Genomic DNA, 25,681 nt, shown 5'->3' on the forward strand with positions numbered 1-25,681 from the left:
CACGCGGACCAGGGGCTAGCGGGCTACTTCCAGCTCGGCACCCAGTAGTGCAGGTTGATGAAGGTCCACGGCGCCTGGGTCGCCGTCCACATCGGGTAGTAGAAGATCGTCAGCACGACTGCCACGATCACGATCACCCCCACGACGCGGATTCCGCTCAGGCGGCGGAGCGGATCGTCGGTGCGCTTGCCGAGGATGATGCCCAGAGCGGCTACCAGCCCCATCACGAGATAGGGCTCGAACGCGATCGTGTAGAACTGGAAGACCGTCCGGTTGAGGTACATCATCCAGGGCAGGTAGCCGGCGGCGACGCCGATCAAGATCGCCCCCGACTGCCACTCGCGGTAGCGCGCCAGCCGGTAGCAGAGGTAGAGGCAGGCGAGCACGGCGGCGTACCAGATCAGCGGGTTCGCGATGCCGCTGATGGCCTGGCCGCAGCGGTCGACGGTGCAGCCCTCCTGCCCCTTCGAGAGGCCGAGGTAGAACATGCTCGTCGGCCGCTGCATCACGAGCCAGAGCAGCGGATTGGCCTGGTAGGGATGAGGCGTCGAGAGCCCCACGTTGAAGGCGTAGATGCTCGACTGGTAGTGCCAGAAGTTCTGCACGACATCGGGCACCCAGGCGAGAGCCCCCTTCCAGCGGTCGGTGCCACCGCCGTCTTCGACCCAGGTGCGGTAGTAGCCGCCCCTCGTCGCGAACCAGCCCGTCCAGGTGGCGATGTAGGTGACGGCCGCCATCGGCACCATCAGCAGGAACGTCACCGGTCCCTGCTTGAACAGCGTGCCGGTGCCCCAGAACTCCACGCCGACCCGCCGCCTCGCCATCATGTCGACGGCCACCGTGTAGAGGGCGAAGACGGCCAGGAAGTAGGCCCCGTTCCACTTCACGCCCGACGCGGCCCCGAGGAGCACGCCCGCGGCGATCAACCACGGCCGGTTCCACAGGGCCGGGCCCCATGCCAGATCGCGCCCGCGTGCATCCATCCGGGACACCCAGGCATCGAGCCGCCGCTTGCTCTGAGCCCGGTCGAGCAGGACCGCGCCGAAGGCGAGCAGTGCGAAGAACATTACGAAGTTGTCGAGCAACGACACCCGCGACAGGACGATCGCCTGGCCGTCGATGGCGAAGAAGAACCCGGCCAGCACTCCCAGCACATCGGATCGGAGCAGGTGCCGCGTGATGAGCGTGACGAGGAGGACGGCGAGGATCCCGACCACCGCCGTGCTCAATCGCCAGCCCGCGGGGTTCGCTGGGCCCAGCGCGGCCATGCCGAGCGAGATCATCCACTTGCCGAGCGGCGGATGCGCGATGAACTCCGCGGCGCTCGTGAAGAGCCCCGTCTGCCCGGCCGCGAACTTGCCGTCGACATCACCCGGCCAGGTGCCCTCGTAGCCGAGGTTGTGAAGAGTCCAGGCGTCTTTGACGTAGTACGTCTCGTCGAAGACGAGGCTGTCCGGGTGGCCGAGGTGCCAGAGACGGAGAAGAGCGGCGATCACCGTGACGAGTGCGGGGCCGCCCCAGCGCCAGGCACGCTGTCGGGCCGGAGTCTGGAGTACCCGGCCCCACCAAGCGTCGATCGGCGCGAGCCCCCACCGATGGGCGACCGGCTTCCGCGGTCGCTCGACCCGGTCGGGCTCGTCACCGTGGGGGGATTCGCCGCCGGGGCCTTCGACGGGCGCGTTTCCGACCAGCTGGTCGAAGTCGCCGCTCGGCCGAAACGTCATTCGGCCATCGTAGATGGCCCGACGAAGGAGAATGGGCGGGTGATCGTTCTCGCGGCAACTCCTATCGGCAACCTCGGCGACGCCTCCCGGCGCCTGATCGAGGCCCTCTCGAACACCGAGGTGATCGCGGCGGAAGACACCCGCACGGCCATCCACCTGATGCGCGCCCTCGGCGTCGAGAACCGCCCGCGGCTCATCGCCCTGCACGAGCACAATGAGCGCGAGAAAGCATCCGAGGTCGTCGAGCTGGCGCGGAACGCCGACGTGCTCGTCTTGACCGATGCCGGGATGCCGGCCATCTCGGATCCTGGGTTCCCGCTCGTCGAAGCGGCGGCCGCAGCCGGAGTGACCGTCACCTCCCTTCCCGGCCCGTCGGCCGTGCTGACGGCGCTCGCCGTCTCGGGGCTGCCGACCGACCGCTTCACCTTCGAGGGGTTTCTGCCGCGCAAGCAGGGCGATCGTCTGCGGGTGCTCGGCGAACTCGAGGGCGAGCGCCGCACGATGGTCTTCTTCGAGTCTCCGCACCGCCTGGCCGACTCGCTCCTCGACGTGGCGTCGGCGCTCGGCGAGTCGCGGCGCGTGGTCGTCTGCCGCGAGCTGACGAAGCTGCACGAAGAGGTCAAGCGGGGCACCGCGGCCGAGCTCGTCACCTGGGCTGCCGAGGGGGTTCGGGGTGAGATCTGCATAGTCATCGAAGGATCCGCGGCACGTCACGTCGACCTCTCGGCCGGCGTCGCTCTCGTGCTCGCGGCCGTTGCTGCCGGTGACCGCCTGAAGGAGGCCGCCGCCGAGGTGTCGGCCGCGACCGGTCTCTCGAAGCGAGACCTGTACCAGGGGGCGCTCGCCGCTCGTTGATTGTTGCTCTCGTTGAGTGGGCGGGTGTTGTTGAGAGTGGGCGGGTGCTGGAGCACCCGCCGACACCACACAACACCCGCCGACTCCCGGAGAAGACCCGCCGACTCCCGGGAAAGGCCCGCTGACTTGCGTCTAACTTCGCGGGTTAGCTTCACCGCCGCGGTACTCCGGCCCGCAGCAACAGTCGCGTGAGGGGATCACCGCGCCAAATGTCGTCCCAGACCCATCGGATCACTCGGTAGCCAGCGGCTCGGAGGGCATCCTCGCGGCGTTTCTCCCGCCAGAGTTCGTCGACGTCTACCTCGACGCCCCGGCGCCCGTATTTCACGAAGCCGTCGCACTCTCCGATCAGCTTCAGCTTCCGCCAGTAACAGTCGACGCGGGGATGCCGTCCGTCGGGTAGATCGAGCTCGGCTTGAAGCTCGGGCAATTCGAATCCGGTCTCGATCATGTGAGCTCTGCTGAACGACTCGGCCACTGATTCTGCGCGGTTATCGGCGAGCGAAAGAAGGCGCCCGGCTCTCGCCCGGTTTCGGAGGCTCGACCGCCCGGTCAGCTCGGCTAGGAGTGCTTCGGGCGTCGTGCGCTGGCTGTGCAGAGCGGAGTCGAGCATGACGAGCGATCGGCGCAGAGAGCTCGTCGCCGCGACGTCGACAAGAGTGCGATCGAGGTTGGTGGCCAAAACCGAGCGCACTTCGACGGGCGCCGCAACGTCGTTGGATCGATGGCTCAGGATGCCCGGCTCTGATCGGCCGCCGTTCACACCGTGCATCAGCACGTCGAGCCGGTCGGGCAGGGGCCCGAGAAGGGGGAGACCGTGCAGGATCCCGGCCGTCACGTGACTGAACACGAGCGGCTTGGGCCGACTCAACGTCGTTGCCTGGGCTCTCGCGATGAACCGCCTTCGCGCGTCGAGGTCATTCCACTCCCCGGCATTCATGTACACCCCGCGGCGCACACGTTCGAGGGTGCCATCACGCGAGCCCTGCGATTGGCTCCAAGAGGGGACTCCGCTCGCCTCGAGGTTTCTACTCGTGTGGAGGGGCAATAGTTCGTCGTCGTTCGATGTCATGCCGAGATGGTGCCCAATGCGTCCCCCTGCTCGCTGGCGTTGTCCACAGGCGCGGTCCTTCGAGTGGGCGGGTGTTGTTGAGAGTGGGCGGGTGCTGGAGCACCCGCCGACTCTCAACAACACCCGCCGACCCGCGGGGAGCACCCGCCAACCACCACCACACGCCGAAACGCACCGCCGCGCGGCTTTAGGATGGACGACATGCCCGCCGGCGACGCCTTCTTCATCACCACGCCCATCTTCTACGTCAACGACGTGCCCCACATCGGGCACGCCTACACCGAGGTCGCGACCGACGTGCTCGCTCGGTGGCACCGCCAGCGCGGTGACGACGCCTGGCTGCTCACCGGCACAGACGAGCACGGCCAGAAAATTCTGCGCACGGCGACGAGCCACGGCGTCTCGCCGAAAGAGTGGGCCGACAAGCTCGTCGAGGAGGCCTGGATCCCGCTCCTCGAGACGGTGAACATCGCCAACGACGACTTCATCCGCACCACCGACCAGCGCCACGAGACCGGTGTGCAGACCTTCCTGCAGAAGCTCTACGACGACGGCTTCATCTACCAGGGCGAGTTCGAGGGCTTCTACTGCGTCGGCTGCGAGGAGTACAAGCAGGCGTCCGATCTGGTCGACGGCACCGGTCCGTTCGAGGGCCAGCAGGTCTGCGCCATCCACTCGAAGCCCGTCGAGCTACTGAAGGAGAGTAACTACTTCTTCCGCATGAGCGACTTCGAGAAGCCGCTGCTCGATCTGTACGAGTCGCGGGCCGACTTCATTCAGCCGGAGAGCGTCCGCAACGAGATCGTCCAGTTCGTCAAGCAGGGCCTGCGCGACCTCTCGATCTCGCGGGCCTCGTTCGACTGGGGCATCAAGGTGCCGTGGGATGACAAGCACGTCGTCTACGTCTGGTTCGACGCCCTGCTCAACTACGTCACCGCCGTCGGCTACGGCGTGCCCGATCAGCAGGCCGAATTCGACCGCCGCTGGCCCGCCACGCACATCGTCGGCAAAGACATAGCGCGTTTCCACGCCGTCATCTGGCCCGCGATGCTCATGGCAGCCGGTCTGCCCGTGCCGAAGCATGTCTTCGGCCACGGCTGGCTCCTGGTCGGCGGCGAGAAGATGTCGAAGTCGAAGCTGACGGGTATCGCGCCGCAGCAGATCACGGAGACCTTCGGCGTCGACGCGTTCCGCTACTACTTCATGCGCGCCATCACGTTCGGCAACGACGGCAACTTCTCGTGGGAAGACATCTCGGCGCGCTACCAGGCCGAGCTCGCCAACGGATTCGGCAACCTCGCGTCACGCATCATCGCCATGATCACCCGCTACTTCGACGGCACTGTGCCCGTCGCCGGCGACCTCGACGCGGCCGACCTCGCCATCCGCGAGACCGAGGTGCGCGTGACCGCCGCCGCGGACGCGGCGATCGAGCGGTTCGCGATCCACGAGGCCCTCGGTTCGATCTGGGAGCTCGTCGATGCCCTTAACGGCTACATCACCGAGCAGGAGCCCTGGGCTCTCGCGAAAGACGAAGCCAAGCGCGATCGTCTCGCGACGGTGCTGAACACGGCGCTTCGGGGTCTCGGCACGCTGACCGTGCTGCTCAGCCCGTTCATCCCGGATGCCACGCGCAAGCTGTGGGAGTCGATCGGCCAGGGCGAGCTGACGAGCCAGAACGTCGACCGCGCTCCGGAGTGGTCGTCGGCACCGAGCGTTCAACCGCTTCCGTCGACGCTCTTCCCGCGCATCGAGCAGCCGGAGCCGGCCACAGCGTGACTAACGCAGAATCCGGCGACGGAGCGACGATGCCCCCGTCTCACGACCAGAACGCCGGCGCGACCCACATCCGCAAGCGCAGTGACGAATCGGGCGGCCAGAAGCGCGATCTGAGCTACCCGCCGCTGCCGCAGCCCCTCACGGTTCCGGTCTACGACAACCACACCCACCTCGAGATCGAAGACGGCGAAGAGGGCCTCGACTACCGCGAGCACCTCGATCGGGCGTCGAGCGTCGGCATCCGCGGAGTGGTGCAGGTCGGCAACGACGTGGCCACATCGCGCTGGTCGGCCGAGATCGCGAGCCGTGAACCGCGCGTGCTGGCAGCGGTCGCTCTGCACCCCAACGAGGCGCCGAAGCTCGCCGCCGCCGGAGAACTCCACGAGGCGCTGGCCGTGATCGACGAGCTCGCCGCCAGGCCCCGCGTGCGTGCCGTCGGCGAGACCGGCCTCGACTGGTTCCGGCTTCCCGACGACGACACCCGCGACGCCGCCCGCGCCGCGCAGCTCGAGTCGTTCGAGGCGCACATCGAGATCGCCAAGAAGCACAATCTCGCCCTGCAGATCCACGACCGCGATGCCCACGACGATGTCGTCGCAACGCTCAAGCGTGTCGGCGCCCCCGAGCGCACGGTCTTCCACTGCTTCTCGGGCGGCCCCGAGCTGGCCACCGTCTGCGCCGAGAACGGCTGGTACATGTCGTTCGCCGGCACGGTCACGTTCAAGAACGCGCAGGCCCTCCGCGACGCTCTCATCCAGGCCCCGCGCAGTCTCATCATGGTCGAGACCGACGCGCCTTTCCTCACGCCGAGCCCGTTCCGCGGCCGCCCGAACTCGCCATACCTGATCCCGCACACCCTGCGCTCGATGGCCGAGACCCTCGGCACCGACGTCGGCATGCTCGCTGCGCAGATCACGTCGACCACCGAGCTGGTCTACGGCACGTGGGAGTCCGACCCCATCCGGATCGAGGCCTGACGTGGTATCCAGCACGCTTCTCGGGCCCGCCGAGATCCGCGACCTCGCCGACCTCCTCGGCATCCAGCCGACGAAGAAGCTCGGCCAGAACTTTGTGCACGACGGCAACACCGTGCGGCGGATCGTGGGGGCTGCCAAGGTCGCACGCGAGACTCGCGTGGTCGAGATCGGGCCGGGTCTCGGATCCTTGACTCTCGGTCTGCTCGAAGCCGGCGCCTCGGTCACCGCGGTCGAGATCGACAAGCGGCTGGCCGAACAGCTGCCCGAGACCGTGCGCCTGCTGCAGCCCGACGCCGACCTGACCGTGGTCGTCGCCGACGCGATGAGGGTCACCGAGCTGCCGTCCGAGCCGACGCACCTCGTCGCAAACCTGCCCTACAACATCTCTGTTCCGGTGCTCTTGCACTTTCTCGAGCACTTCCCGTCGCTGACGCGAGGGCTCGTCATGGTCCAGGCCGAGGTGGGGCTCCGTCTCGCGGCCTCGCCCGGGTCGAAGGTCTACGGCTCGCCGAGCATCAAGGCGGCCTGGTACGGCATTTGGTCGACGGCGGGTCAGGTCAGCCGCCAGGTCTTCTGGCCGGTGCCGAACGTCGACAGCATTCTGGTCGCCTACGACCAGCGCGAACCGAAGGGAACCGAGGTCGAGCGTGCCGCCACGTTCGAGCTCATCGACGCCGCGTTCCAGCAGCGTCGCAAGATGCTCCGGCAGTCGCTGTCGGTCGTGTTCGGGTCGTCGGCGGAGGCATCCGACGCGATCGAGCGCGCGGGCCTGGCGGCGACGGGTCGCGGCGAAGAGCTCACGGTCGACGACTTCCTGGCCATCGCCCGAGTGCGGCTGGCTGACCGGGCCGAGTAGTCATGTCTCCGAAGCGGAGGCGACAGCCCGAGGGGGCGGAGAGCGCACCGAGCGGGTCGAGTGCAGCCATGAGCCCGGCGACGCGCCGAGCGGCGGCCGGCCCCACGGATGCCAAGCTTGCCGCGAGGTCGGGACGAGGCGTGGCCGAGTGGTTCGAGATTCTCGACGCCGAAGCCGCCACGCGTCTCTCGCACGCGCAGATCGTCGACCTGCTCGTCGAGGTCTACGAGGCGCCCGACTGGGGTGCCGAGTCAGTTGCCGTCCGGTATCAGCAGGCGCACGGCATCGCGCTGCCCGGTCAGCAGCCCGACGGGACCTTCGCGGTGGCGGCGAGCCGCAGCATCCGGGGTGCCCAGACCGACCTCCTCGACAGCGCGATCGCCGAGGCCGCCACGATCGGCGGTGCCGCGCCAGCCGAGGTGCATCGCCAACCCGAGCGCTGCGTCGCCGTGTGGCTGCTCGAGAGCGGCGACCGGCTCGAGGCTCGCGTGGGCGCGTCTCGCGAGGGGCGGTGCGCGGTGACGATCGAAGAATCAAGGATCCGGCTGCCCGAACGCGTGCCCGAGCTGCGTCGTCGCCTCGAGCATGCCATCGAGCGCGTCGCCGCTGATCCCGCTAAGCGATGACCGCACGTATACATACATGTGTATTGAGTATTGCTAATTGGTATATTTAACGATTGACTGCTCGTGACAGGGAAGGGCCTTGTCGGCAAGGGGCAACAATGCAGTCATTGACCACCAGGCACAGCGGACTTTTCGCCGGGATGGCTCTCGCCGCCGGGATCGTCGTCTCTCTCGCACTCCCGGCCGCGCCAGCGCAGGCCGCCCAGTGCAACTTCAAGAGCGTGTCGACTACTAATGTCAACGGTCGGGTGCAGGGCAACAGCACGACGCAGTGTCAGGTGGGGCTCAAGGGCACGATCACTCAGCGCGTTTTCCACCGCTATCCCGGAATCATCCCCGATGCACTGGTCTTCTGGGGCGCAAAGCTTGGACCCCAGAACGGAGCGTCGTTTAGCTACTCGAACCGGCGCTGTGACAACCAGACGGAGGCCGACTACTACACCAGGGTCGAAGTCGACTACGGCGGATCTAAAACCAGCGGGGCCAAGCACATCCGCACGTGCGCCGGAACAGGGGGCTGATTCTTGGCAGCCATAGCGCCCGCGCTGCGCGTCGAGTCGCTCGTGGCGCGGCGCGGGCGGCGGCTAGTCCTCGACGAGCTTTCGTTCGTGGCGAACCCCGGCGTCCTCGCTGTCCTTGGGCCGAACGGGGCTGGGAAAAGCACTCTATTGCGCGTTCTCGTAGGCCTCGGGCAAGCCGATGCGGGAATCGTCCGGTTCGCCGGGCACGACCTGCGGAGCGGGAACGGACTCAAGGCTGCTCGAGCAATGACGGGGTTTCAGCCTCAAAAACCCCAGTTTCCACCACGGTTCACCGTCGCCGAGTCGGTCGGTTACGCGGCCTGGCTGAAAGGCATCCCACGGCAAGGGTCGCTGAAGGCCGTGACCCGCGCCCTCGAGTCGACCCATCTGACTGATTTAGCGGGGCGGGCTCTGCAGAGATTGTCCGGTGGTGAACAGAAAAGGGCGGCCATCGCCCAGGCCATCGTCCATTCCCCGGAGCTTCTCCTCCTGGACGAGCCGAGCGCAGCTCTGGATCCCGCGGAGCGTCGAGCCGTCCTTCAGGTCATATCGGTTATCGGTCAGACCACCACTGTGATCATGTCAACCCACATCACATCGGATTTGGCATCGGCAAACGATGTGCTCATTGTTGATCAGGGACGGGCTCGATTTCACGGTTCTGCGGGTGACTTCCGACGCCGGAGCACTCGGGGCGCAGTGGACCAGTGGGAGTCGGCTTACGCCTCTGTGACGGGAACGTCGTGAACGGCATCGGGGCAGTCTGGTTCCTTGCTCGGCGGTCGGTTTTGGGCCCAATCGGCTTCGTTGTTGCAGTCGCCGGTATCGCGATCGGGCTCGGCGAGACTGCCGAGGGCCTCTACCTCTGGCGCGACCGAACAGCGGCTGTCGCGGCGAGTCTGACCCTCGTGTTGCCTCTGGTGTGCGGCATGTCGGCCGTCGATGCTCGCCGATTCCGCCAATCGTCCTTCTTCGTGCTCGCGCGCACCTCTATCAGGGGTGGGTATCACGCCGCCGCCGCGACCGTGGCGACCTCGGCGATTCTCAGCACGGGCGTCTTCCTTGTCTGTGCCGGTGGAGTCTTCTTCTCGTGGGGTGGGTCAGGTGTTCCCGGGGGTTCGCCCGACTGGTCCTGGCTGCTGTCGTCGTACTTCGCGGTCGTCTCCGCCGGGCTTGTCGGCTTCGGGGCGGGCTTGGTCTTCCCCGTCTGGTGGATAGCTCCAGCCAGCTGTATCACTTCTTACGGGGTGGGGGTCATCGCGACTGTTCTGGGCACCGCGGTCGGCCCGAACGTTCCCGAGCTTTCCCCGCTTTTCGTGGCCTCGCTGGGCCCGTATTTCGACCTCAACGATCCCGTGTTCGCCGGCCGAGCGACGTGGTTTCTCGGTATCGCAGTCGTGGCGGCAGCGGTCTGCTTTCTCCGCATCGCCCGCCCTCTGGGACCCGCGGTGGGCTTGGCCGCTGCCGGCGCGTGTGCACTGGTCGCCGGTGCCGGCCTCGTGTGGATGACGCCAACGGGGCCTACGACGAACACGCCCTCTGACGCATTCCACTGCTCGGGGGCAAGACCTCGGCTCTGCCTCATTCCGGCCTATGAGCCCGTCCGTCGGCCCTTGAGTGATGCCCTCGGCCCCCTACAGAGACGCTTGGCCTCCACACCGTTCGCCATCAACACAGTCGTGGTCACATCACGCGGCGGCGGTTTACGGGAACCCGATGGTTCGGTGCAGTTGGTGGTCGACGATCTCGCTACAGGGTGGCAGGCGCGCGACCTGGGAGAGCTCGTACAGATGCAACTCGCGTCTCGCCAACCGGGATCGCCGTGTGCTCCTTATGCCCCTGTCTCTTCGGAGAGGATGCTGTTCGGACCGAACCTCGTTTTCGTTGGATGGGCAACCGGCTCGCGTGCTGTCGCTGACGAATGGGACGACGGCGGTGAGGCCTACGATCGACTCGCGTCGATGTCCGAATCCGAGCAGAAGACCTGGGTTCGCGGTCACGTGCGAGAGCTCTGCGGCGGCGAGGCCTCGCTGACGTCGCTCCGATGAGAGGTCTGGCAAAGTCGTTTCGGCTCACGGGTGTTGGTTCGGTCTTGCTGCTAATCGGCTATATCTGTGGTTGGGGGCAGAGTGTGGCTGTCGGTGTGGGCTACCAGATCGACTTTCATGTGCCCGCATCGCTCCTTCTCCCTCTGGTCGCCGCCTGCGTCTCACTCGCCGTTATCGTGGACCCCTTCGGCGCGCTCGTCGTCACCTCGGTCCGTCCGCTTCGTGTTCTCCTCTGCGGACGTGTGCTCGTCTGCTCGTTGCTGTTTGCCGGGGGATCGGCGATCGGGCTGACCGTAGTCGGGGGCTCGCCACCCGAGTTCTTCGTCATCATGCGTAACGGGGCACTGTTGATGGGGCTGGGCTTCGCCGCGATAGCAGTCGTAGACCTCATCTTCGCGTGGGTACCCGGTTGCGCTTACGTCATCACGTGCATGGCGGCGGGTTCGGCAGCCCACGAGGGTCGAGCTTCATGGGCGGTGATCCTGGAGGAAAGTGCAACGCCAGCGGTGCCCTGGATCGTCTCCCTGGCAATCGTCGGTGCGGGGCTGGCGGCCCTGCTGCCGAGAATCCGGCGCATTCAGGCACGTCACTAGCCGCGTGTGACTTCAGGAGGCGAACCGACGCAAATCGGCCATACCGACGCGGCGAACCGGGTCGATATGGCCGATCCTCGTTACTTCGAGGCCGGTGCCTTCTTCGACGCCGTGAAGTGCGCCGCGATGCGGCTGCTCGACAGTGCGCGCGGGTAGAGCGACACGTCGTCGACGGTGCCGGTGAGGTACGGCTTCGCGATCGTCGATCGATCGCCGGCAACGCGCCAGTAGCCCCAGCGTGACGGAAGCGAGATGGCCGCTGTCTTCGAGGCGACGACCTTGCCGTCGACGAACAGCTGTGCCGACTTCGTCGTGGCCGTCAGTGCCAACTGGTGCCACTTGCCGTCGGCGATGCTTCTCTTACCGAGCAGGTCGCCGGTGGTCGTCGATCGAAGGTCGAAGCCCGGAAGGCCCTTCGAGCTCACGTAGAGCATCCGGTCGGTCGCTCCCGAGGTCCGGCCGATCGAGTCTCCGAAGACGACCACGGTGCCGCCCTTGCCCGTAGGCACCTTGACCCACGCTTCGATGGTCTGCGCTCCGGCTGTCGTGGTCGACGGCTCCGCGGTGCCGGCGTACGTTGACGTCGCACCGGTGAACTGGGTCGCGGTGGTGCGGTCGGCACTGGAGCCCGCGGCCCCGGCGACGGGCTTTCCGAAGACGGTCAACGGAGCGAGTCCCGTCTCGTCGCGGACGGTGCTGCCGCTCGCCTGCCCGAACCGCCAGAACGACGTGGGCTTGTCGGCGAGGACCGACGCGGCGTACGCCGGTGGCGCAGAGGAGGCGATGGTCACCGAGACGCGGTCGCCGAGCGCGGCGTTGCCGTACGGGTCGATGGCCCGGATTCGGTACGAGTAGGTGGCCCCGGGAGTGAGTCCCGTGTCGGTGAATGACAACCGGGGTCGGTACCAGACGCTCGAGTCCGCTTTGACCTGGTAGAGGGGCGCGTCGTTGAGGCTGTCGCGGTAGAGCTGGTAGGTCAGCGTCGAGTTGTCGGGGTCGGCGTTCGATTTCCAGCTCACCGTGGCCGTTCCCGGAACCGTCGACGTGACGGTGGGCAAGAAGCCGGCACCGTTCGACACGGGGCCGGTCGACTGAGCTGCGGAGGCCGGTGCGGCGAACCGCGCGAGACCCTGCTGGGGGCGTCCGTTGACGGCCGTGAACTCGCCGCCGTACAGCACGTACTTCGACGTCGCGGCGACGCTCCAGGCCGCCTGCTGCTTGCCCGTGAAGGTCCCCGGGGTGAGCTCGGGGTACCAGTTGAGCAGGCTCGGCGAAGGGCGGCCGGTGAAAGCGGCGTTCGGCCCGGATCCTCGGTCATTGAGCTTCTGGGTCGCTGCGAGCGTGAACGCGAGAGCGCGCCGGTGGGTCACCGGCTTGGTCTCGCGGAATCCGCCCACGGAGTCGCAGTTGTGAGCGTGCCCGGCGGTGTACACGACCGAGCCCGAGACGGCTGCGGAGTACACGTCTCCCCGACAGGTCTCGAGCCATCGGACGGCCCCGGTCGACCAGTCGGCTCGGAACGCCCCCTCGAAGTTTCCGCTGGTTCCGAAGCGGAACGCTGTGCCGATGACACCGGTCGACGTGGCCGTCAGGCTCGTGATGGCCGAGTTCGCCCCGGCGTTGCGGACTACGCGGTCGACCGCCCAGCGCGTGGTCTTACCCGTGGTGCGGACGAGCGAGGCGAGGCCATAGCCGTAGGTCGACGAGCCGTTCACCGACGTGAAGGCTCCGCCGAGCACGACCCGTGTTCCGCGCGGCGCGATTGCGATCGACGTCACGTCGCCGCCCTTGAGCTTGGGGGCCCACGAGGTGAGAGCGCCCGTGCTCGACGACACGGCGGCGACCTTCACTCGAGACCGGCTGTCCATCGTCGTGAAGGCTCCGCCGGCATAGACCGTCGACCCGTAGACGCCGATGGCGCTGACCTGCTTGTTCGCGGAAGCGCGGAACGACGACACGACGTTGCCCGAAGCGGGCGAGATCGCGGCGATCCGATTCCTCGTCGTGCCGTTCACCGTCGTGAAGTCACCGCCGATGTAGAGACGCTTCTTGTCGGCTGACGGCACGATCGTCTTGACCTGGCCGTTCAGCACGGGCGCGAACTTCGCGATCAGAGCGCCCGTCCGGATGTCATACGCCAGGATCGACGAGCGCTTGACCGTCGACCGGCCGGGCAGGGCGCCGTCTGGTCGCGCGGTCGAGAACTTGCCGCCGACGAAGACGGTGTTGCCGACGACGGTCTGGGTCCAGACGACGCCGTTGATCTGAGGCGTCGGAAGAGACACCGCCGAGACGGTGGCCGGAGTCTTCGGGTTGGTCGGGGCGGTGGGTGCGGAGTCCGCGAGCGCGGCATCGGCGACGACCAGGCTTCCCGCGACGAGCGCGAGAACGGTTGCCGATGCGGCGGCGAGTCTCCTGTTTCGGGACAGGAACAAAGGGGTGCTTTCAGTGCGTGGTACTGGATCAGCGTCTTGGCACCAGTTCGCTTGGGGGAGGGCGAACCGGTCGGGTAGCGGTTGACGCGGAGGTGGCTCGGGTAGCCGTGTCGGGCCGTAGCAACGACACTCCCGAGATTACTTCGAATTGTCGAGAAACGCGATGGGCAGTTTCGGGGCCGGTCAGAAATCGGTGAGGTTGCCGCGCAGACCGGAGGTACCGAACGAGGAGCGCAGGATCCTGCGCTTCCGCAGCTCGGGCACGAGCCGGTCGAGCACGCGATGCACCGTGACCGGGTGCAGGTCGCCGTTGAAGATGAAGCCGTCGTTGTCGGCGTCGTCGCCGAGCCGTTCGATGAAGTCCGCGACCTGCTCGACCGTGCCGACGAACCCGGATCCGTCACTGATCCGGCCCTTGCGGTATTTCGCCACGAAGAGCTCGCGCAACGGAGTGGCCGGGTCGGCGCCGCCCACGAGTCCGCCGATGCTGCCCGTCGACACGTGCTGACCGAAGACCGCCGGGTCGAGCGGCCTGTCGAGGTCGAGCCCCGTGAGGTCGGTCTCAGTGATGATCGACTGCCGTTCGATGACCTCGTGCAGATCGGCGTCGCTCGGGTGGGCCGAGGCAGCCACGATCCGGTCGACCTCTTCCTCGCTCGCGACGATCTCGGGGGTCAGAACGAAGAGGATCCGAATGTCGGTCGCCTTCCGCCCCTCGGCCTCTCGGTGGATCTTCTGCCGGTATGCCCGGACGGTCTCCACGTCGAGCTTCGCGAGTGCGAGCTGCACGTCGCTGTTGCGCCCGGCGAACTCCAGGCCGCGGCCCGAGCCGCCCGGGGAGACGATGACCGGGTCGCCGTCTCCGCCGCCGGCCGCCGGGTCGAACGGGGGAGCGTTGAGCGGGCCGTCGAGCGAGAAGTACTCGCCGCGGTGCTCGAACGCGTCGAGCTTCGAGCCGTCGGCGTAGCGCCAGGTGTCGGTGTCTTCGACGATCGCCCCGTCAGCCCAGCTGTGCCAGAGCTGGCGGACCACGTGCATCCACTCCTCGGCGCGGTCGTAGGACTGATCGTGCGCCAGCTCGGGGATTCCGAAGTGGCGGCTGCCCTTGACGTCGGTCACCACGTTGAGGCCGACGCGGTAGTCGCTCAGGTGCTGCAGAGTCGCGAACTGGCGCGCGGCGAGGTAGGGCGGGAAGACGCCGGCGTTGATCGTCGGGGCCACGCCGAGGTGCTCGGTCGCGGCGAAGAGGTACGGGGTGAGCTGGAGCGGGTCGAGCTTCGGAGCGCCGAGGGCACCGCGCACGCGCAGGTCGAGCTGCTCGCGGGGGCCGGGGGAGAGGCTGTCTTCGATGATCAGCAGGTCGAGGCCAGCGCGCTCCAGTTCGCGCGCCGACTGCTGGTAGAGGTCGGGGCGATCCCACCGGAGGTTCCAGTGCCAGTCGGGCCGGAGCCAGCCCTGCGGGCCGAAGCCTCGGCCGAAGAACCATCCGAAGTGCTGCATCCGTGCCATTGCTCCAGTGTGCCCGGCTCGCCGCCGCGATGCGACGCGAATCGGCCAATGTGACGCGGCGCGGCGCACGATATTGGCCGATCCACGTCGGTTCACCCGGCCAAGTAGTCGAGTGCGGTGAGTGCCGTGACCGCGGTGATGAGGCCGCCGAGGCAGGGCACCCACCACGACGATCGGCGGCGGCGGTATCGGAGGAGAGACCCCACCGTAGCCAGGACGAATGATCCGACGGCCACTCCGAACGTGACGTTGAGAGCGATGCCGCTTCTGAGCGGATCGTGTGGTCCGACGATCCACGGTCCGAAGAAGACCGCGACTACCGCCACCCCGGTCACAATCAACTGAGCCGTGATGAGAGCGGCCATAGCCAGCAGCTGCCTCAAGGTGCTCCGCTTGGGGTCAGGGTCGAGTCCGAGTCCTGGCGACCAGTCATCCTCATTAGCCGGGAACAGCGTCTACTCCTTCACTACGGGAATGCCGGATCGGGTCTGGTCGATGTTCCAAGCTCGCATGAATGCGTAGGCCGCGTAGGTCGACCGGGAGGCATAGCTGGAGTGAATCGCATCCGCATTTGATCCCAATCCCTTTTGGCACCAGCGATCACCGGTGTAGCAGTAAGACCGAATGATCGGCATTTGCTTGGGCTTGCTTGATGTTGCCGAGGGGTATGCAAGTCGCGTCCAGGAGGCAAGGGCGCCCGCGCCTCTCGCGAAGAGACCGTTGCCCCTCCCGGAAGCCGACGAGTTGTACTTTTCACCCGCCCGATATGACGGGTCTCCGAAGAAGACGACACTCGTAATGTGGTGGCGGTCGGAGCTTGCAATCGGGCTGACGCCGGAACCCGAGAGGACATTGCCAATCACATGGGCACCTTGGGAGTAGCCAGCAAGGTTGATAGAAGCGTGTGGGCATTCTCTGAATATCGTTCCTAGGAGGCTACGAAGATTCGTGGCGCCTGTCTTCACGCTGCCGTAGTACGGATCCGGAACTGATGTCGCCGTCGCCGGGTAAGTGAGCGCTTGGCTCCAAGTCGGGATGTCTTTGTCCTCGTTGAAGAAGCTCTGGACCAGTCCGACCGTGCCACCCATGCCTGGGCGCTCGCCGGTTCCGCGTACTCCGATGAAGATCAATCCGGCGCCGCATCGCTCCGGCATGATTTTGGCAACAGCGGGCGAGGTGCCTGCCAGGCCAGGGAGCATTGCCACAACCGCAAGAGCTCCAAGTTGAGTTGCGCGTCTGCGGCCTCCGCGAAAAACACCGAGATCCTTACATTCGTATGTTACACATGCAAACTTCATGCGAATTAACTATCAGAATTCTGCAAATCTCGTCAAGCTGGAGCGACCGTAGCCGGAGGCAACAGTTCAGCGCACACCCAGGCGAGTGCCTAGGCTGAGGCGGTGACCGATCAGCCCACCGTCTACGTGATCCACGAGAACCCCGAGTGGTTCCCCCCGCTGCGCGCCGCATTCGAGGCCGAGGGCGTTCCCGTCGAGGAGCTCCTGCTCACCGACGGCGCCATCGACCTCTCGGCCGAACCCGCCGAGGGCGTTTACTGGTCGCGCATGTCGGCGAGTGCCCACACGCGCGGCAACGAGTTCTCGAAGGAGTTCACGCGCGCAACCCTGTCGTGGCTCGAGGCCGCGGGTCGCCGCACGGTCGGTGGCCGCACGGTCATCGACCTCGAGGTCAGCAAGGTGCAGCAGCACGTCGCTCTGCAGGCGCTCGGCTTCGACGTGCCCCGCACGAAGGCCGTGTTCGGCACGACCGATCTGGTCGCGACCGCGGAGGCGTTCGGCGCTCCGTTCATCTCGAAGCACAACCAGGGCGGCAAGGGCCTCGGCGTCCGCCGCTGGGATTCGATTGACGAGTTCCGGGCCTGGGTCGATGGCCCGGACTTCGAATCGTCGCCGGATGGCATCACGCTCATCCAGGAGCTGCTCGTCGGCGCCGAGTCGTTTGTGACGCGGGCCGAGTTCGTCGGCGGAGAATTCGTGTATGCGGTGCGCGTCGATACGTCGGGCGGATCCTTCGAATTCTGCCCGGCCGACGCGTGCGCGCTTCCTGGCCAGGCCCCGCTCTTCGCCCTGCGCGAGCGGACAGCGAACGGCGACCCGATCGCGGAGCACCCTCTGATCAAGCGGCTTCCCGAGTTCTTGGCGGCCAACGAGATCGAGATCGCCGGCATCGAGTTCATCGAGACGACCGACGGCCGCACGGTCGTCTACGACGTCAACACCAACACGAACTACAACCCAGACGTCGAGGCCGCGGCTCCGAGGTCGGGGCCGCGCGAGATCGCGAAGTTCCTCGGGGGCCTGCTCGAAGCACGGTACCCGGAGTCGTCGAAGGTCGAGGCCCTCGCATGAGGTTTGGCTTCTGGACACCAATTTTCGGCGGCTGGCTCCGCAACATCGACGACGAGCAAATGCCCGTCACCTTCGACTACGTGAAGAAGGTCGTGCAGACGGCCGAGCGCGTCGGCTTCGACCTGACGCTGATCCCTGAGCTTAACCTCAACGACATCAAGGGCGTCGCGGCGCCCTCGCTCGAGGCGTGGTCGCTCACGGCCGCGATCGCTGCGGTGACCGACAAGCTCGAGCTGATGGCGGCGGTTCGCCCCGGCTACCACCTGCCCGCAGTCACGGCCAAGCAGGCCGCGACGATCGACGAGGTCTCGGGCGGTCGCTTCACTCTCAACGTGGTCAGCGCCTGGTGGGAGGAGGAGTCGCGGCAGTACGGCGGCATCTTCTCGGAGCACGACGACCGGTACGCGCGCACCAGCGAGTTCGTCAGCATCCTCAAGGGGCTGTGGAACGAGACGCCGTACGACTTCCACGGCGACTACTACGACCTCACCCGCTCCCACCTCGAGCCCAAACCGCGGGTGCAGCCGCGCATCTACGCCGGCGGCGAGAGCGCGGCCGGCAAAGCTGCGATCGTCGGGTTCGCCGACGCCTATTTGACGCACGGCGGCACCGTCGACGAGCTCCGGGTCAAGATCGACGACATGCGAGTCAAGCGCGAGGCGGCGGGTGCCACGCCGTTCGAGGCGTTCGGCATGGCCGCCTACGCGATCGTGCGCGACACCGAGGCCGAGGCCGAGCAGGAGCTCGCCCGCATCACCGACGTGAGCTCGGGCGCCGCTTACGAGTCGTACCAGGACTTCGTCCAGCAGTCGCATCTCGAGCACCAGCCCGACCTTCGCGACTATTCGGTGTCGAACCGGGGGCTCCGGCCCGGATTCGTCGGTACCCCGCGGCAGGTGGCCGACCGGATCCTTGAGTTCGAAGCGGTGGGCGTTGACACGCTGCTGCTCCAGTTCTCGCCGCAGGTCGAAGAGATGGAGCGGTTCGCCCGTGACGTCATTCCCCTCGTGCGGGCCGAATCGACGTCGGTACGAGAGGCCGTCGCACCCAGGTAGGTTGGTCGTATGACGTCTGTGGCGCCCTCGACCGTGGTGCACACCCGCGCCCCGGGCAAGATCAACGTCTTCCTGGCCGTCGGAGACCTGCAAGACGACGGCTACCACGAGCTGGCCACCGCCTACCAGGCTGTCTCGCTCTACGAAGACGTCCGGGCCCGAGACTCCGACGAGTTCACGGTGCGCTTCACCTCGACGACCGCTGGCATCGATCTCTCCGGCGTGCCGGTCGACGACACCAACCTGGCCATCCGTGCCGCGAGACTTCTCGCGAAGGCGGCCGGCTACCGCGGGGGAGTCGAACTCTCGATCGACAAGAACGTCCCCGTCGCCGGTGGAATGGGCGGCGGTTCAGCCGACGCGGCGGCGACCCTCCTCGCCTGCGACACCCTCTGGAACACGGGTCTGTCCCGCGACGAACTGCAGCGACTCGGAGCCCAGCTCGGCGCCGACGTACCGTTCGCCCTCATGGGCGGCACGGCCATCGGCACCGGCCGCGGCGACGAGTTGAGCCCGGCGCTGGCCCAGGGCACCTTCCAGTGGGTGCTCGCCCTGGCCGACTTCGGCCTCTCGACCCCCGCCGTCTACAGCGAACTCGACCAGCACCGGCTGCGGCACCAGGCCGACATCAGCCCCGTCGTGCGCTCACCCCGCGTCGACTCCGCGGTCTTGCAGGCTCTTCGAGCAGGCGACCCCGCCCGCCTCGCCGACGTGATGTACAACGACCTGCAGGCCCCCGCGCTGCACCTCGAGCCGGGGCTCGCCGCCGTTCTCGAGCTGGGCGAGCAGAACGGCGCCCTCGCGGGCATGGTGTCAGGATCCGGCCCGACCGTCGCGTTCCTCGCCCCCGATCTCGATGCGGCGCTCGAACTGCAACTCGCCCTCGGCGCGGCCAAGCTCGAGGTCGTGCGGGCGACCGGGCCCGTTCACGGCGCCCGCCTCATCGTCGACTGACGCTGCATTCGGGCTGATCGAGGGCGACCGGCGCCGACTCCCCGGTGCCGACTTCGTTCTGCCAGAGAGGTATTAGCGCTCGTACCGGACGATGTTGACCCAGGTCAGGCTCCACTCCTGATCGACGGCGTACCCCTCGGCCTTGAGGGCCGAGGTCACGCTCGGGCGGAGGTCTTGCCTGTTGCTCGTGACGAGATAGACGTACCGATGCCCGTCGACGCGGTCGATCGTCTCCGACAGCGGGTAGCGGGTCTCCCACAGCGAGCCGGTCTCGGCGGCGGGCGTCTTGAGCGTCACGTCGGTCATGCCCTCGAATGCGTCGGGGTACGAGTAGGCGATGTTGCGGGCCGATGCAGCCGGGTGCCGACGGATGGGGCCGTAGATGATCGCGTCGGTGGCTCCGCTCGGCTCGAGGGCGCGCTCCTTCGCGATGAGGGCGGCCACCTCCGACCACGACGAGCTGTCTTTGGCCTCGGTCTGACGCTGTTCGACGTAGCTCGGAGCCGTGAGGGCGATCGCGGCGATGAGGCCCGCGCCGATCACAGCTCGGAACTTAAGCGACGTCAGGCCCGCCGCCATCAGCAGCGCGACAGCGGGGGCCGCAAAGGCGACGTACCGCGGCGAGTAGAGCGGGCTGAGAACGGTCGAGGCGACGATCAGGCCGACGACGGGGACGAGGATCCACGGCACCGCGATCTGCACGACGTTGGGAGCGTCGTAACGCGATCGCCGCCGCACGACCGCGATGATGCCGACGGCGACGAGCGCCCAGCCGAACACCGCCATCGGGAAGTTCTGCATGAACCACGGCCAGGTGAAGAGACTAACGAGCGTCGAGAAGTCGGGCTTTGAGATCCAGCTGATCTGTTTCGATTGGCTGCTCGACAGCAGAGCGAGCGGTACCAGGCAGGCGCCCACGATCGCGGAGGAGACCAACCAGCCGCCGATGGGGGAACGCCAGGCCTGAGCCCGGCCGGCGCGGCGCCCGCGCAGGCTCCAGAGGGCGAGGGTGACGCCGTGGGCCACGACGACGAGCACCGTGTAGAGGAAGACCGCGCCGGAGGCCAAGGCCACGACTCCGTAGAGGAGCCACCACCGAACGAAGCGGGGAGGATTCTTCAGGGTCTGCTTCGAGGCGTGCACGAACACGAGCGTTAGGGCGGCCACCAGGGCCGTCGCCGTGGCATAGGACCGCCCCTCCGTGGCCATGAACGTGACCCGTGGCAGCACCACGAAGAGGAGGCCGGCGACGAGGGCAGTTCGCCGCGTGGTGAGCTCACGGGCGAGGACGACGAGAAGACCGGCGGCCACTCCCACCGCGACAGCGCTCGGCAGCCGCAGGGTGAAGGGCGTGTAGCCGACGAGGTCGAACCAGCCGTGCATGAGCGCGTAATACGTCGCGTGGACGGCATCGACGTTCTGCACCTCGGCGAAGAGCTGCTTCCACGAGCGGGTCGCCGAGACGACGGTGGCCGACTCGTCGAACCAGACCGAGGGCACCCACGAAAATGCCACGCTGACGAAAAAGCCGAAGAGACCCGCGATCGCGGGGTCGCCGCCCGGGTGTGCCCGCAGGCGTCGAAGCAGACCGATCGGGCCCGTCTGAGAGGGCCGTACAGTAGGAATAGCAGAAGTCGACGACGAGAGGAGGTTGGTCATGGTGGCGCTTCCTCCTCTGGTGGGTGACGGTCTGGTGGGTGACGGACAAAAAGGCTCGAGCGGGGGTGCTTTCCCCCGACACAGCAAAGAGGGCGCGAAAGCACCCGACCTCGCACGCTACCAACGCTCTATCCGATTGCCTGAGATAGGCCTGAGCGGTCAGTCTCGGTTGCATAACGCGAGAGTGCTCGTCATTGGAGCGGGTGGGCTCGGAAGCCCGATCATCCAGTATCTCGCGCAGAGCGGCATCGGCACCCTGGGAATCGTCGACGACGATGCTGTGGATCTCTCGAACCTGCAGAGGCAGGTGCTCTACCGCGCCGATCAGGTGGGGCTGCCGAAGGCACGCGCAGCCGCCGACTGGGTGCGGCAGGCCAATGCCGAGGTGACCGTGCGGGTTCACGCGTTCCGTCTCGACGAGGCGACCGTTCGGATCCTCGACGACTACGACCTCGTCGTCGACGGAAGCGATTCGTTCGACACCTGTTACCTGGTCGCTGATGCGGCAGCCGCCCGAGGGCTCGCCGTTGTCTGGGGCAGCGTCGCCCGCTTCGACGGCCAGGTCAGCGTCTTCTGGGATGCCGCTCCCGACGGGCTCGCCGTCGACTACCGCGACCTCCACCCGCAGGCCCCCGCCGACGGCTGGGACGAATCGTGCGCCGATGTCGGCGTGCTCGGTCCTCTTTGCGGCCTCGTCGGCTCGGTCATGGCCACCGAAGCGATCAAGCTGCTGACCGGTGCGGGCGATTCTCTGCTGGGCCGGGTCGTCACGATCGACGCGCTCGGCGGCGGCTGGCGCGAATCACGACTGCGGCGGTCGCCCGAACGGGCCGAAGAACGACGGCAGGATCCGGCACACCGCCCGGTAGCCGCCGCCCGCCCGCCTGTCACCGTTCCGGCCCTAACCGCCGACGCCCTCGAAGAGCGCCTCGCCGCTCGCGCCGACGGTGGCGCTGACTTCGCGCTCGTCGATGTGCGCGAGCGGCAGGAGCACGACGTCGAGGCGATCCCCGGGTCGATCCTCGCTGCAGGATTCGGGTCGACCAGCGCCGACCACCCGCCGCTCGACCCGGCCGTGCCCGTCGTCGTGTACTGCGCGCGCGAGCCGCGGTCACGACAGGCCGCCGAGCTGCTGGCGGCTGAGGGGTACGACGTCTCGGTGCTCACCCGCGGCATGCTCGGTTGGAATCTGCGCCCGGGCGCGCTCGCCGCTGGTGCTGGTGCTGGTGCTGGTGCTGGTGCGACTGGACGGGTGCCGCTGCCGCTCGGCGACATCGACCCCGACGGCTTCCGGCCCAACCTGCACTCGTAGGCTGCTGCGCCCCGTCCCGCCGCCCCGCCCTGCTCCGCTCCGAATTTGAAGGAGAAACCTCGCGTCGACCCCCGCCGATCGTGATGTCTGCGCTCGGCCCGCCGCGTTTTTCCTTCAAATTTGCAGGAGAGCCCACCGTGCCAGCCTCTGGTCTTCAGCCTCCGGCAAAGGGCGGCATGACGTCCACGACCGCACCGGCTGGTACAACTCGCGACCGATCCTGCGTCGAGACGCCATCGACGAGAAAGGCGCACCGGCCGAGCACTCGGGCGAGCTCGTCGGGATCCTTGCCATTGGCCGGAAGCACACCATCGACGAGCTCGCCGATGGTCGGCTCGCCCGCCGACACGCACGCGAGCTCGTCGAGGCCGGTGGCAGCCCGAGCGGCGGCGAAGAAGCGGAGGGTGACGGTGGTCGACATCGCGTCAGCCACCGATCGCGCTCATCGAACGGTCGGACTGCACGAACGAGGGGTCGTCGATGCCGTGGCCCTTCGGCTTGGCCCACATCGCGCCCCGCCAGAGGTCGGCGATGTCGTCGTCGGAGCCACCGGTGCGAAGCGAGGCTCGCAGGTCGGTCTCCTCGTGTGAGAACAGGCAGCTCATCACGCTGCCCTCGGCGGTGAGCCGGGTGCGACGGCAGTCGTCGCAGAACGCCTCGGTCACGCTGGCGATGATGCCGACGGTTCCGGTGAGCCCGGAGCCGTCGCGCGCGGTCGCTATAAAGCGCTCGGCGGGCGCCCCGTCGCGCGGTTCCCTGGCGACGGTGAGGGTGAATTCGGCGTCCACCAGCTGACGCATGTCGGCTGCGGTGACCATGCTGTCGCGACTCCAGGTGTGGTCGGCGTCGAGGGGCATCTGCTCGATGAACCGGAGTTCGTGGCCGCGCTCGAGAGCCCAGCGCAGCAGCCCCGGAGCCTCGTGGTCGTTGACGCCCGGCAGCAGAACCGCGTTGATCTTGATGGGCCCGAGCCCGGCTGCGGCGGCCGCGTCCACTCCGGCGATCACCTGCCGCAGGAAGGGGCGCCGGGTCAGTGCGGCGAACGTCTCGGCGTGGAGGGAGTCGAGCGAGACGTTGATCCGGTCGAGCCCGGCGTCGGCGAGGCCCTGAGCTCGGAAGGCGAGGCCGATCGCGTTCGTCGTGAGCGAGATCTCGGGTCGAGGCTCGAGTGCAGCGCAGCGGCTGACGATGTCGATTAGGTCGGCGCGCAGCAGCGGCTCGCCCCCGGTGAAGCGCACCTGGCGCACTCCGAGGTCGCGAACGGCGATCCCCACGAGCCGCACGATCTCGTCGGCGGAGAGCGCCTGCTCGCGATCGAGCCAGGGCAGGCCTTCGGCCGGCATGCAGTAGGTGCAGCGGAGGTTGCAGCGGTCCGTCAACGACACCCGCAGGTCGGTCGCGACCCGGTTGAAACGGTCGAGGAGGCCCGGCACGCCCGCGGGGCGGGAGACAGCACCCGGGCGCGCAGGATCCTGCTGACCCGGCAGGGTGGGCATGCCCAGCGAAATGCTCATTCCTCGACCCTATGTCAGTGCGAGCTCTACGACGAGGCCACCAGTGGTCGGTGCCTGCGCCTTCACCGTGAATCCGTGGGCCTCGGAGATGGACTGGACAATGGACAATCCGAGACCCGCATGGGCGCCGGCGCTGTCGCGGTCGCGGTCGAGCCGGACGAACGGTTCGAAGAGGCTCTCGACGGAAGGGGGGTCAATCACTGCCCCCGAGTTCCGAATTCGAAGGAATCGGTCGACAAGATCGATCTGCACGGCACCGGGGCTGAGCGTGTAGTCGAGGGCGTTGTCGAGGAGGTTACCGACGAGCTGACCGAGGAGAACGGGATCGCCCGTGACTCTCGTCTCGTCAAGGCGGACTCGAAGGGTCGTGGAGTCCGCCGAGGTCCGCTCTCGACGCATGTCGACTTGCTCGGCGACGACGGTCGCCAGGTCGACCTCCTCGGTGCGGCTCAGCCCGCGCTGGCCTTTCGCCAGGGCGAGGAGGCCCGACAGGAGGCGTTCGCTGCGTCGATTGGCCGTCAGGAGCTGCTCGGCCGTCGCGACGACGTTCTCGGGTGTCGGATCGGCGAGTCCGACCTGGATGGCGGTGCGCTGAATGGCCAGTGGGGTGCGGAGTTCGTGCGAGGCGTTCGCCACGAACCGGCGCTGGCTCTCGAACGTCACCTCCAGGCGCGCCAGGAGGCCGTCGAAGGTGTCGGCCAGGTTCTTCAGCTCGTCGTCGGGGCCGTCGTGTGCGATCCGCTCGTGGAGGTCTTCTGCCGAGATTCGGCCTGCGGCCGCGGTCACCATTCGGATCGGTTTCAGCATCCGACCGGCGACAAGCCATCCGACCACGGCTGCGAGAAGGGTTGCCGAGACGAGACCGACGAGTGACCACAGGAGGAGCTGCTGGCGGGCGATCTCGTCGACGTGCACGGTCATCTCGCCGATGCTGCCGCTCGCCCTCTCGAGGGTGATCGATGCACCCGATCTGGCGCTCACTCCGATGCCCGTCAGGATGTTGATCACCGCCAAGACAACTCCCGAGAGAACCAGGAACGCCGCGGCGAACACGAGGGCGGTTCGCCCGCGGAGGCCGAGTCGAGAGGCAGACGGATGCGGAGTCACAGCGAATACCCCTTTCCGTGAACGGTGGTGATGACCGTTGGCTCTCCCAGTTTTCCGCGCAGCTTGCTGATCGCGACCCGGACTGCCCCGGTGAAAGGATCGACGTTCCTATCCCAGCATTTCTCCAACAGCAGTTCAGCGCTCACGACGGCACCCCTCGCTTCCAGCAGCACCTGCAGCAGCATCAGCTCCTTGGGAGTGAGATCCAGGGGTCGACCGCTTCGCGTCGCGCGGTGGCGGGCCGGATCGAGGGCGATGTCGCCGGCCGTGAGGACGATGGGAAGAGCGGGCGACGCGCGTCGCCCCAGGGCCCTCACCCGAGCGACGAGCTCCGGAAACTCGAACGGCTTCGCCAGGTAGTCGTCGGCGCCGAGATCGAGGCCGGCCACCCTGTCGCCGAGCGTCCCCGCGGCCGTGAGCATCAGGATCCTGGTGCTGTCGCCGCGTTCGGAGATCCGCCGGGCGACCTGATCGCCGTGGAGCCCGGGGAGATCGCGGTCGAGCACGACGACGTCGTAGTCGTTGATGCTGAGGAGCTCATCGGCCTCGTCGCCACGGTGCGCGACATCGACGGCGATGTGTTCGGCCCGGAGACCTCGGGCCACCAGGTCGGCCAGCATGACCTCGTCTTCGACGACCAGCAGTCGCATCCGAATCTTCTTTCTGCAGGGCGAACATCTGTCAGCACCTTACGGGGAGGAGTGTTTCGCACACCT

General features: G+C 67.3%; 24 protein-coding genes. 13 read left to right on the forward strand and 11 right to left on the reverse strand.

The features are described from left to right. Positions 1-23 precede the first annotated feature (23 nt). Positions 24-1,724 carry a dolichyl-phosphate-mannose--protein mannosyltransferase gene (locus ITJ49_RS01135; RefSeq protein WP_194600448.1) on the reverse strand — a complete coding sequence of 567 codons (1,701 nt, stop codon included), beginning with the start codon at positions 1,722-1,724 and terminating at the stop codon, positions 24-26. Positions 1,725-1,763: 39 nt separating this feature from the next. On the opposite strand from ITJ49_RS01135, the gene rsmI reads away from it, so the two are divergent. Beyond that, positions 1,764-2,579, forward strand: coding sequence for a 16S rRNA (cytidine(1402)-2'-O)-methyltransferase (gene rsmI, locus ITJ49_RS01140; RefSeq protein WP_194600450.1), 816 nt, complete (start codon positions 1,764-1,766; stop codon positions 2,577-2,579). Between the two features lie 151 nt (positions 2,580-2,730). Here rsmI and ITJ49_RS01145 read toward each other — a convergent pair whose 3' ends face one another. After that, a complete protein-coding gene (locus tag ITJ49_RS01145) occupies positions 2,731-3,651 on the reverse strand; it encodes a hypothetical protein (protein ID WP_194600452.1) in 921 nt (306 codons plus the stop codon). Positions 3,652-3,852: 201 nt separating this feature from the next. Between ITJ49_RS01145 and metG the strand changes: the two genes are divergently transcribed. The 8 genes from metG to ITJ49_RS01185 all read left to right on the forward strand — a co-directional run bounded on the left by metG (position 3,853) and on the right by ITJ49_RS01185 (position 11,051). Continuing rightward, complete coding sequence (gene metG / locus ITJ49_RS01150; protein ID WP_194600454.1) at positions 3,853-5,430, forward strand: methionine--tRNA ligase; 1,578 nt, start codon at positions 3,853-3,855, stop codon at positions 5,428-5,430. After that, positions 5,427-6,407 (forward strand): TatD family hydrolase, encoded by a 981-nt coding sequence (locus ITJ49_RS01155; protein ID WP_370544319.1) that lies wholly within the window; start codon positions 5,427-5,429, stop codon positions 6,405-6,407. Before metG ends, ITJ49_RS01155 begins: the two co-directional genes overlap by 4 nt. 1 nt (position 6,408) lies before the next feature. Further along, positions 6,409-7,263, forward strand: a complete 855-nt coding sequence (gene rsmA / locus ITJ49_RS01160; RefSeq protein ID WP_194600456.1) for a 16S rRNA (adenine(1518)-N(6)/adenine(1519)-N(6))-dimethyltransferase RsmA — start codon at positions 6,409-6,411, stop codon at positions 7,261-7,263. A 68-nt stretch (positions 7,264-7,331) separates the two neighbouring features. Then, the gene (locus ITJ49_RS01165) at positions 7,332-7,889 is read left to right on the forward strand and encodes a hypothetical protein (protein ID WP_194600458.1); all 558 of its coding nucleotides are present in this window, start codon (positions 7,332-7,334) and stop codon (positions 7,887-7,889) included. Positions 7,890-7,996: 107 nt separating this feature from the next. Next, entirely contained in the window at positions 7,997-8,410 is a 414-nt protein-coding gene (locus ITJ49_RS01170; protein WP_194600460.1) for a hypothetical protein, read from the forward strand. A gap of 87 nt (positions 8,411-8,497) precedes the next feature. Beyond that, positions 8,498-9,157 carry an ATP-binding cassette domain-containing protein gene (locus ITJ49_RS17990; protein WP_370544349.1) on the forward strand — a complete coding sequence of 220 codons (660 nt, stop codon included), beginning with the start codon at positions 8,498-8,500 and terminating at the stop codon, positions 9,155-9,157. Then, entirely contained in the window at positions 9,154-10,458 is a 1,305-nt protein-coding gene (locus ITJ49_RS01180) for a hypothetical protein (protein ID WP_194600464.1), read from the forward strand. The genes ITJ49_RS17990 and ITJ49_RS01180 overlap by 4 nt, the downstream gene beginning before the upstream one ends. 95 nt (positions 10,459-10,553) lie before the next feature. Beyond that, positions 10,554-11,051 (forward strand): hypothetical protein, encoded by a 498-nt coding sequence (locus ITJ49_RS01185; RefSeq protein ID WP_194600466.1) that lies wholly within the window; start codon positions 10,554-10,556, stop codon positions 11,049-11,051. 80 nt (positions 11,052-11,131) lie between these two features. Here the strand turns inward: ITJ49_RS01185 and ITJ49_RS01190 are convergent, their stop codons facing one another. From ITJ49_RS01190 to ITJ49_RS01205, 4 genes are all read right to left on the reverse strand, one after another. Then, positions 11,132-13,486 (reverse strand): LamG-like jellyroll fold domain-containing protein, encoded by a 2,355-nt coding sequence (locus tag ITJ49_RS01190; RefSeq protein ID WP_194600468.1) that lies wholly within the window; start codon positions 13,484-13,486, stop codon positions 11,132-11,134. Between the two features lie 183 nt (positions 13,487-13,669). Then, positions 13,670-14,995: an LLM class flavin-dependent oxidoreductase gene (locus tag ITJ49_RS01195; RefSeq protein ID WP_194600470.1), complete on the reverse strand. Its 1,326-nt coding sequence runs from the start codon at positions 14,993-14,995 to the stop codon at positions 13,670-13,672. A gap of 92 nt (positions 14,996-15,087) precedes the next feature. After that, on the reverse strand, positions 15,088-15,360 hold the full coding sequence (locus ITJ49_RS01200; protein ID WP_194600473.1) for a DUF6264 family protein: 273 nt from the start codon (positions 15,358-15,360) through the stop codon (positions 15,088-15,090). Positions 15,361-15,450: 90 nt separating this feature from the next. Then, a complete protein-coding gene (locus ITJ49_RS01205; RefSeq protein WP_228513930.1) occupies positions 15,451-16,194 on the reverse strand; it encodes a cutinase family protein in 744 nt (247 codons plus the stop codon). 201 nt (positions 16,195-16,395) lie between these two features. On the opposite strand from ITJ49_RS01205, the gene ITJ49_RS01210 reads away from it, so the two are divergent. Genes ITJ49_RS01210 through ITJ49_RS01220 form a run of 3 tightly spaced genes read left to right on the forward strand, consistent with a single transcriptional unit; the run spans position 16,396 to position 19,373 of the window. Next, on the forward strand, positions 16,396-17,364 hold the full coding sequence (locus ITJ49_RS01210) for an alpha-L-glutamate ligase (protein WP_194600477.1): 969 nt from the start codon (positions 16,396-16,398) through the stop codon (positions 17,362-17,364). Continuing rightward, the gene (locus tag ITJ49_RS01215; RefSeq protein WP_194600480.1) at positions 17,361-18,419 is read left to right on the forward strand and encodes an LLM class flavin-dependent oxidoreductase; all 1,059 of its coding nucleotides are present in this window, start codon (positions 17,361-17,363) and stop codon (positions 18,417-18,419) included. Before ITJ49_RS01210 ends, ITJ49_RS01215 begins: the two co-directional genes overlap by 4 nt. 9 nt (positions 18,420-18,428) lie before the next feature. After that, a complete protein-coding gene (locus ITJ49_RS01220) occupies positions 18,429-19,373 on the forward strand; it encodes a 4-(cytidine 5'-diphospho)-2-C-methyl-D-erythritol kinase (protein ID WP_194600481.1) in 945 nt (314 codons plus the stop codon). Positions 19,374-19,445: 72 nt separating this feature from the next. Here the strand turns inward: ITJ49_RS01220 and ITJ49_RS01225 are convergent, their stop codons facing one another. Next, positions 19,446-21,032 (reverse strand): glycosyltransferase family 39 protein, encoded by a 1,587-nt coding sequence (locus ITJ49_RS01225; protein WP_194600483.1) that lies wholly within the window; start codon positions 21,030-21,032, stop codon positions 19,446-19,448. Here ITJ49_RS01225 and ITJ49_RS01230 point away from each other — a divergent pair. Continuing rightward, positions 21,031-22,344 (forward strand): ThiF family adenylyltransferase, encoded by a 1,314-nt coding sequence (locus ITJ49_RS01230; RefSeq protein ID WP_228513887.1) that lies wholly within the window; start codon positions 21,031-21,033, stop codon positions 22,342-22,344. The genes ITJ49_RS01225 and ITJ49_RS01230 overlap by 2 nt on opposite strands. 154 nt (positions 22,345-22,498) lie before the next feature. Here the strand turns inward: ITJ49_RS01230 and ITJ49_RS01235 are convergent, their stop codons facing one another. From ITJ49_RS01235 to ITJ49_RS01250, 4 genes are read right to left on the reverse strand one after another with little or no spacing between them, the layout of a single operon-like run. Beyond that, positions 22,499-22,765 (reverse strand): MoaD/ThiS family protein, encoded by a 267-nt coding sequence (locus tag ITJ49_RS01235; RefSeq protein WP_194600487.1) that lies wholly within the window; start codon positions 22,763-22,765, stop codon positions 22,499-22,501. 4 nt (positions 22,766-22,769) lie between these two features. Further along, positions 22,770-23,858: a GTP 3',8-cyclase MoaA gene (gene moaA, locus ITJ49_RS01240; RefSeq protein ID WP_194600489.1), complete on the reverse strand. Its 1,089-nt coding sequence runs from the start codon at positions 23,856-23,858 to the stop codon at positions 22,770-22,772. Positions 23,859-23,867: 9 nt separating this feature from the next. Next, positions 23,868-24,965 (reverse strand): ATP-binding protein, encoded by a 1,098-nt coding sequence (locus ITJ49_RS01245; protein ID WP_194600491.1) that lies wholly within the window; start codon positions 24,963-24,965, stop codon positions 23,868-23,870. Further along, positions 24,962-25,615 (reverse strand): response regulator transcription factor, encoded by a 654-nt coding sequence (locus tag ITJ49_RS01250; protein WP_194600493.1) that lies wholly within the window; start codon positions 25,613-25,615, stop codon positions 24,962-24,964. Before ITJ49_RS01250 ends, ITJ49_RS01245 begins: the two co-directional genes overlap by 4 nt. Between the last annotated feature and the right edge of the window lie 66 nt (positions 25,616-25,681).

The organism is Frondihabitans sp. VKM Ac-2883, from assembly GCF_015350875.1.
Lineage (GTDB): Bacteria > Actinomycetota > Actinomycetes > Actinomycetales > Microbacteriaceae > Frondihabitans.

Bases quoted from the DNA above. Each gene is read 5' to 3' on its own strand.
- ITJ49_RS01250 (WP_194600493.1), bottom strand. From the start codon at position 25,615: ATGCGACTGCTGGTCGTCGAAGACGAGGTCATGCTGGCCGACCTGGTG.
- ITJ49_RS01220 (WP_194600481.1), top strand. From the start codon at position 18,429: ATGACGTCTGTGGCGCCCTCGACCGTGGTGCACACCCGCGCCCCGGGC.
- ITJ49_RS01195 (WP_194600470.1), bottom strand. From the start codon at position 14,995: ATGGCACGGATGCAGCACTTCGGATGGTTCTTCGGCCGAGGCTTCGGC.
- ITJ49_RS01225 (WP_194600483.1), bottom strand. From the start codon at position 21,032: ATGACCAACCTCCTCTCGTCGTCGACTTCTGCTATTCCTACTGTACGG.
- ITJ49_RS01235 (WP_194600487.1), bottom strand. From the start codon at position 22,765: ATGTCGACCACCGTCACCCTCCGCTTCTTCGCCGCCGCTCGGGCTGCC.
- ITJ49_RS01165 (WP_194600458.1), top strand. From the start codon at position 7,332: ATGAGCCCGGCGACGCGCCGAGCGGCGGCCGGCCCCACGGATGCCAAG.
- moaA (WP_194600489.1), bottom strand. From the start codon at position 23,858: ATGAGCATTTCGCTGGGCATGCCCACCCTGCCGGGTCAGCAGGATCCT.
- ITJ49_RS01135 (WP_194600448.1), bottom strand. From the start codon at position 1,724: ATGACGTTTCGGCCGAGCGGCGACTTCGACCAGCTGGTCGGAAACGCG.
- ITJ49_RS01200 (WP_194600473.1), bottom strand. From the start codon at position 15,360: ATGGCCGCTCTCATCACGGCTCAGTTGATTGTGACCGGGGTGGCGGTA.
- ITJ49_RS01145 (WP_194600452.1), bottom strand. From the start codon at position 3,651: ATGACATCGAACGACGACGAACTATTGCCCCTCCACACGAGTAGAAAC.
- ITJ49_RS01205 (WP_228513930.1), bottom strand. From the start codon at position 16,194: ATGCTCCCTGGCCTGGCAGGCACCTCGCCCGCTGTTGCCAAAATCATG.
- ITJ49_RS01230 (WP_228513887.1), top strand. From the start codon at position 21,031: ATGGTGGCGCTTCCTCCTCTGGTGGGTGACGGTCTGGTGGGTGACGGA.
- metG (WP_194600454.1), top strand. From the start codon at position 3,853: ATGCCCGCCGGCGACGCCTTCTTCATCACCACGCCCATCTTCTACGTC.
- ITJ49_RS01215 (WP_194600480.1), top strand. From the start codon at position 17,361: ATGAGGTTTGGCTTCTGGACACCAATTTTCGGCGGCTGGCTCCGCAAC.